The organism is Mesorhizobium sp. M6A.T.Cr.TU.017.01.1.1 (assembly GCF_004023115.1).
Taxonomy (GTDB): domain Bacteria; phylum Pseudomonadota; class Alphaproteobacteria; order Rhizobiales; family Rhizobiaceae; genus Mesorhizobium; species Mesorhizobium mediterraneum.
In genome coordinates, this window is sequence record NZ_RZTA01000204.1 from 1 (window position 1) to 5395 (window position 5395).

Genomic DNA, 5395 nt, shown 5'->3' on the forward strand with positions numbered 1-5395 from the left:
CTCTGGAGGAGAAGCAACGGACGGCGGCTTTTGCCAGTTCGGCGCGGCTTTGGCGGCAGGCGTCGGCTGCCATGCCGGTTCGGTCTTTGCCGGCTGCCATGCTGGCTCGGCCTTTGCCGGCTGCCGGACATGGCTGGGTTGGTTCTTGTTACGGTCGATGGAGGAGAAGATGTCTTCCAGTTCCGCCAGCGGATCGGATGCGGGCGCAGGCTTGGCATAGCCCCGCTCGACGCTGGCGATGGCGTCTTCCAGGGTGCGCTTATGCTGGGCAACGACCGAAGGCGCCAGCGGCGGTGTGTTCTTGGCCAGCTTGTCCGCGATGGTCGAGCGAGCCTTCTCATAGACCCTCGCGCGTATCTCCGGCGTCGGATTGCCAAGGCCGTCGAGCGTCTTTTTCAGAGCACCAACAAAATCTGCCATGCTTCAGTCGACCTGCATTTCGTTTCTGGGCCGGCCCCCGCAAATCGGCCGCGATGCCCGGAACGGCTGAGAATCTAGTCTTGAAACGGATCGGTCACAAGTATTGTGTCGTCCCGTTCAGGGCTGGTGGAAAGGAGTGCGACCGGCGCGCCGATCAGTTCCTCGATATGACGGACATATTTGACTGCCTGGGCCGGCAGATCGTTCCAGCTTCTGGCGCCGGCGGTGGTGCCTTTCCAGCCCTCCAGCGTCTCGTAGACGGGTTCGACTCGCGCCTGCGCGCCCTGGCTGGCCGGCAGATAATCGATCGCCTCGCCGTCGAGGCGGTAGCCGGTGCAGACCTTGATCTCGTCCAGACCGTCGAGCACGTCGAGCTTGGTCAGAGCGATGCCCTTGATGCCGTTGACGGCGACGGCCTGGCGAACCAGCACGGCATCGAACCAGCCGCAGCGGCGCTTGCGGCCAGTGACGACGCCGAACTCGTGGCCGCGCGTGCCCAGGAACTCGCCGATCTCGTTCTTCTGTTCGGTCGGGAACGGACCCTCGCCGACACGCGTCGTATAGGCCTTGGTGATGCCGAGGACATAGCCGATGGCACCCGGGCCGACGCCAGATCCGGCTGAGGCCTGGCCGGCGACCGTGTTGGACGAAGTGACGAACGGATAGGTGCCGTGGTCGATGTCGAGCAGCGTGCCTTGCGCGCCTTCGAACAGGATGCGTTCGCCGGCGCGGCGCTTGTCGTCGAGGATCTTCCAGACACGGTCCATATAGGGCAGGATCTCGTCGGCGACGGAAATCAGCTCATTCATGATCGCGTCATGCGTGACTTCGGCGTGACCGAGCCCGCGGCGCAGAGCATTGTGGTGCGTCAGCAGCCTGTCGACCTTCAAGGGCAGCGTTTCCAAATCCGCCAAATCCATCACCCTGACTGCGCGCCGGCCCACCTTATCCTCATAAGCGGGGCCGATGCCGCGACGGGTCGTGCCGATCTTCGTTCCGGAATTGGTGGCGGCGTCCTCGCGGAATCCGTCCAGTTCCCGGTGCAAGGACAGGATAAGCGCGGTGTTTTCGGCTATTTTCAGGCGCTCAGGTGTCACCTCGACGCCTTGCGCCTTCAATTTCGCCACTTCCGCGACGAAGGCGTGCGGATCGAAGACGACGCCATTGCCGATGATGGACAGCTTGCCTTGCCGCACCACGCCGGACGGCAGCAGCGACAGCTTGTAGACCTTACCGTCGACAACCAGCGTATGGCCGGCATTGTGGCCGCCCTGGAAGCGCACGACGACGTCGGCGCGCTCCGACAGCCAGTCAACGATCTTGCCTTTGCCCTCGTCGCCCCATTGCGAGCCGACGACCACCACATTGGCCATGTTTCTTTTCCCTTGAGGCGCCGCTCGGAGCGGCTTGAAATGGTTTCGAAACGACAGGCTTCTATCGCATTGGCCCGAAAATCGGAATCGATTTCGGCGAGCACGATGCGAACATTCAAAGCCTTGAGACGCGTACTGTGTGCGACCAAGTGGACGCACGTCGCTCTATAACGTCAAGACCCGGCGAGCGCGACCATTCTTTACCGCCGAAGGCGCCCCCAGGCACAACAATTTTCGCCTTTGACATCATTTACTTGGACGAACCATCCCAATAGGTCGGCAAAAGACCCTTCGCCTGCCCGCCCCGGCTGGAAAATTTCGCGATGCATCGAACCGCCTATCTATTCCTGCTGTTCACCACCTTGCTGTGGGGCGGCAACTCCGTGGCCGGCAAGCTGGCGGTCGACCACATTTCGCCGATGACGCTGGTCTTCCTGCGCTGGGTTCTGGCCGTTCTGATCATGCTGCCGATCGGCTGGCGAACGCTGCGCGAGGACTGGCCGGTGGTGCGCAGGCATTGGTTGCTGCTCGGCGGGCTCGGCGCTTGCGGCTTCACCTTCTTCAATGCCATCTTCTACACGGCGCTCAACTACACCACGGCGATCAACGTCTCGATCGAGCAGGCGGCGATACCGATCGTGATCATCCTCGCCAATTTCGTGCTGTTTCGCCTGCGTGTGAACCGGGTGCAGATCGCCGGCGTCGTGCTGACGATCATCGGTGTCGCCCTGACCGCCAGCAATGGCGATCTGCGCCAGCTCCTCAGGCTGGATCTCAATTTCGGCGACGCCATCATGCTGATCGCGGTGCTTTGCTACAGCTTCTACTCGGTCGGGCTGCGGCTGAAGCCGGCCATACGCTGGCAGAGCCTGATGCTGGCGCTGTCGATTGCCGCACTTGCCACTTCGCTGCCTTTCTTCCTGTGGGAGGTGGCGGCCGGCAAGGTCATCGTTCCCGATGCACGCGGCTGGGCGGTCGCGTTCTACACCGCGATCGGCGCCTCGGTCATCTCGCAGATCTTCTACATCAGGGGCAACGAGCTGATCGGCGCCAACCGGGCCGGCCTGTTCATCAATCTGGTGCCGATCTTCGGCACGCTGCTCTCGGTGCTGATCGTCGGTGAGACATTCCAGCTCTATCAGGCGCTGGCCCTCGTGCTGGTGCTCGGCGGCATCAGCCTCGCCGAATACAGCGGAAGGAAGATGGCGATTTAGCCGGCAATGTTCGGCGCCGGATGCGGATGGTGCGATCCAGAGCCTGTAGCAGCCTCATGGTGAACCAAGCCCCTACAACAGTGGCCGGACGAATATCCAAAACAACTAATGTATTAAGAATCATAATAACCAGTACGGGTGTATTAAGGATACGAACATTACAATATACGGCACCATTTCCCTGGAGATTGACTTTTTCAGCTTTCGCAACTCATCTTCCCAGCGCCAGTTTAGCTGATCTCGGTGAAATGGAGACGATCATGAATTTTCGAATGCGCGCGGCGCTTGTCCTTGCTTTTGTTGGCTTGGCAGCCTTTCCCATATCGGCCTCCGCAGCCACCGCCTATACAACCGGGACCTTGAATGTGCGAAGCGGCCCTGGCCCCGGCTATGCAAGGATCGCAACATTGCCGGCCGGCCACAGGGTGACGGTGCTCGATTGCCAGGGCAGCTGGTGCGCAATTCGTGCCGCCGGGATACGGGGCTGGGCCAGCGCAAACTATCTGGACCGCGTCTATGTTTCCCGACCGATCGTCGTGCGGCCGCACATTATCGTTCGCCCGCCGCATTACCGTCCGCATCGGCCGCACCGGCCGCATAAGCCGCACCGGCCCCGTCCCGGCAAATGCAAGATCGCGCCCGGCTTCGCCTGCAAATAACGGCCGTCAAAGGATTATCCAAACGCTCTGACGTCATTGTCGAAACGCCCCGTGTGCTTTTGGAAGCACACGGGGCGCACATGATTCAGGCGCCGCCCACATCGAAATGCAGCCGCTTGGCGGAGTCGATCGACTTGTGCGCCCGCACCTGTTCCAGCACGTTTTCAGGGAACGGCGCATCGAGATAGAGCAGCGCGATGGCATCGCCGCCAGGCCGGTTGCGGCCGAGCTGGAAGTTGGCGATGTTGACGCCGTTCTCGCCGCAGACCGTGCCGAGCAGGCCGATGATGCCGGGCGCATCGGCATTGGTCGTGTAGAGCATGTGCTGGCCGACTTCGGCGTCAAGGTTGATGCCCTTGATCTGGATGAAGCGCGGTTTGCCATCCGAGAAGCAGGTGCCGGCGATCGAGCGCGTCCTATGCTCGGTCTTGACCGTGAGCTTGATATAGCCGTCGAACACGCCGGATTTGTCGCGCTTGACCTCGGCGACGATGATGCCGCGCTCCTTAACCATGATCGGCGCCGACACCATGTTGACGTCGGAGACCTGCGGCCGGATCAGCCCGGCAAGGGTGGCGCTGATAAGTGCTCGCGTGTTCATCGTCGCGGTCGAGCCGTCGAACAGGATCTCGACCTCTTTGATCGGATCCTCGGTGACCTGTCCGACAAAGGCGCCGAGCACTTCGGCAAGCTTGACGAAAGGTTTCAGGCGCGGCGCTTCCTCGGCGGTGATCGACGGCATGTTGATGGCGTTGGAAACGGCGCCCTTGATCAGATAGTCGGACATCTGCTCGGCGACATGCAGGGCGACATTCTCCTGCGCTTCGGTGGTCGACGCGCCGAGATGCGGCGTCGCCACGACATTCTCCAGGCCGAACAGTTCATTATACTCCGCCGGTTCGACCTCGAACACGTCGATGCCAGCACCTGCCACCTTGCCGCTTTTCAGCGCCGCGATCAGATCGGCCTCGACGACCAGCCCGCCACGCGCGCAATTGATGATGCGCACACCGGTCTTCATTTTGGTGATCGCCGCGGCGTCGATGATGTTACGCGTTTTGTCGGTAAGCGGTGTGTGCAGCGTGATGAAGTCGGCGCGGGCGAACAACTCGTCGAGCTCGACCTTCTCGACGCCGAGTTCCTCGGCGCGGCTGTCCGACAGGAACGGATCGAAGGCGATGACGTGCATCTTCAGGCCGACGCCGCGTGTGGCGACGATCGAGCCGATATTGCCGCAGCCGATGATGCCCAGCGTCTTGCTGGTGATCTCGATGCCCATGAAGCGGTTCTTTTCCCATTTGCCGGCATGGGTCGAGGCATTGGCTTCCGGTATCTGGCGGGCCAGCGCAAAGATCATGGCGACGGCATGCTCGGCGGTGGTGATCGAATTGCCGAAGGGCGTGTTCATCACGATGATGCCCTTGCGGCTTGCCGCCGGGATGTCGACATTGTCGACGCCGATGCCGGCGCGGCCGACCACCTTCAATTTGGTGGCGGCGTTGATCAGCTTCTCGGTGACTTTCGTCGCCGAACGGATGGCGAGGCCGTCATACTGACCGATCACTTCAAGGAGCTTTTCCTTGTCCTTGCCGAGATCGGGCAGGTAGTCGACCTCGATGCCGCGATCCCTGAAGATCTGCACGGCGGTGGTGGAGAGTTTGTCTGAGACGAGAACGCGGGGCATGGACTAGATCCTTTGCGATTGGCGCCCCTCCCCCTTGAGGGGAGG

General features: G+C 61.6%; 4 protein-coding genes and 1 pseudogene. 2 read left to right on the plus strand and 3 right to left on the minus strand.

What is annotated here, in order from left to right; genetic code table 11:
• Window positions 1-420, minus strand: a pseudogene (locus EOB36_RS32875) (hypothetical protein); the annotation flags it as partial.
• A gap of 74 nt (window positions 421-494) precedes the next feature.
• Window positions 495-1793 carry an adenylosuccinate synthase gene (locus EOB36_RS32880; protein ID WP_095487377.1) on the minus strand — a complete coding sequence of 433 codons (1299 nt, stop codon included), beginning with the start codon at window positions 1791-1793 and terminating at the stop codon, window positions 495-497.
• Between the two features lie 323 nt (window positions 1794-2116).
• On the opposite strand from EOB36_RS32880, the gene EOB36_RS32885 reads away from it, so the two are divergent.
• Together EOB36_RS32885 and EOB36_RS32890 are read left to right on the plus strand one after the other, a co-directional pair.
• On the plus strand, window positions 2117-3007 hold the full coding sequence (locus EOB36_RS32885) for a DMT family transporter (RefSeq protein WP_126104549.1): 891 nt from the start codon (window positions 2117-2119) through the stop codon (window positions 3005-3007).
• Window positions 3008-3279: 272 nt separating this feature from the next.
• Window positions 3280-3666, plus strand: coding sequence for an SH3 domain-containing protein (locus EOB36_RS32890; RefSeq protein WP_128286529.1), 387 nt, complete (start codon window positions 3280-3282; stop codon window positions 3664-3666).
• An 85-nt stretch (window positions 3667-3751) separates the two neighbouring features.
• On the opposite strand, the gene serA is transcribed toward EOB36_RS32890, so the two are convergent.
• Window positions 3752-5350, minus strand: a complete 1599-nt coding sequence (serA, locus tag EOB36_RS32895) for a phosphoglycerate dehydrogenase (protein ID WP_128286528.1) — start codon at window positions 5348-5350, stop codon at window positions 3752-3754.
• Window positions 5351-5395 lie beyond the last annotated feature (45 nt).

Coding starts and splice junctions, on each gene's coding strand:
- EOB36_RS32880 (WP_095487377.1), bottom strand. CDS start 1,793: ATGGCCAATGTGGTGGTCGTCGGCTCGCAATGGGGCGACGAGGGCAAA.
- EOB36_RS32885 (WP_126104549.1), top strand. CDS start 2,117: ATGCATCGAACCGCCTATCTATTCCTGCTGTTCACCACCTTGCTGTGG.
- EOB36_RS32890 (WP_128286529.1), top strand. CDS start 3,280: ATGCGCGCGGCGCTTGTCCTTGCTTTTGTTGGCTTGGCAGCCTTTCCC.
- serA (WP_128286528.1), bottom strand. CDS start 5,350: ATGCCCCGCGTTCTCGTCTCAGACAAACTCTCCACCACCGCCGTGCAG.